We start from the raw sequence: 1014 nt of genomic DNA on the forward strand, positions 1-1014 counted from the left end.
CCGTTGTGGAAAGCCTGGGCCTTGAACGGTTGAACCTGGGTGTTGATGAGCGACATTGTTTTCTCCTAAGTGGGTGTTGGAAATCGAACACAACGCCATATTAGGGGGGGCAACTTGATCAAGCCAATTGATTGGTCTAATACTGTAGATAGTCCATGGCTATTTTTGTTTGGCGGAGTGAGATACGCAAAAAGTACTAGTTATGGTTATCCATTAGAACTAGCTGCGACCCTTCGACTGAATGAAATTGATACATATCAATTGAATACTCGGCTGTATCGGGAACATTGCTTTCCGTGGCGGCGTTGGGCTGCCGAAGTTTGAGGAGGTCGGCCGGATGAACATTTCCAGCGCCATTATGTATGTCGCTCCGGAGCGCCTTTATGAGGCGTGTGAAGCACTTCTCCTGATGCCGGGTGTGGAAATCCACGCCCGAAGCCCGGAGGGGAAGGTGGTCGTCACTCTGGAGGATGACGACACGAATTCGGCTGCAGATAAATATGTAGCCCTGCATGGCGTACCCGGCGTCGCGTCGGTGGCCATGGTCTATCAATACAGCGACGACGAACCAGTAAGTACAGAGGAGGTGGAGGCGTGAAGCTTAATCGACGGGATTTCATCAAGGCCAACGCGGCAGCGGCGGCTATGTCAGCGGCAGGCTTGTCGGCGCCCGGTGCAGCAGTGGCCCAGGGCAAGGACGAGATTCGCTGGGACAAGGCCGCGTGCCGCTTCTGCGGCACCGGTTGCGGGGTGTTGGTCGGGACGCAGGATGGCCGCGTGGTGGCCACTCAGGGCGATCCCGATGCGCCGGTCAATCGAGGTCTGAACTGTATCAAGGGCTATTTCCTGTCCAAGATCATGTATGGGGCCGACCGCTTGAAGACGCCGTTGCTGCGCATGAAGGACGGCAAGTTCGACAAGAATGGCGAGTTTGCGCCGATCACCTGGAAGCAGGCCTTCGACATCATGGAAGAGAAGGCCAAGGCGACGCTCAAGGCCAAGGGGCCGAACGGC

General features: G+C 56.0%; 2 protein-coding genes. Both read left to right on the forward strand.

Features of this window, described 5'->3' with window-relative positions:
• The first annotated feature begins 337 nt into the window (after positions 1-337).
• Positions 338-598, forward strand: a complete 261-nt coding sequence (locus ADADOO_RS04670) for a chaperone NapD (RefSeq protein WP_511275430.1) — start codon at positions 338-340, stop codon at positions 596-598.
• A partial coding sequence (locus ADADOO_RS04675) for a molybdopterin-dependent oxidoreductase (protein ID WP_511275431.1) occupies positions 595-1014 on the forward strand: 420 nt, incomplete at its 3' end. The genes ADADOO_RS04670 and ADADOO_RS04675, both read left to right, overlap by 4 nt.

The sequence above is a fragment of the Azonexus sp. genome (assembly GCF_036170495.1).
Taxonomy (GTDB): domain Bacteria; phylum Pseudomonadota; class Gammaproteobacteria; order Burkholderiales; family Rhodocyclaceae; genus Azonexus.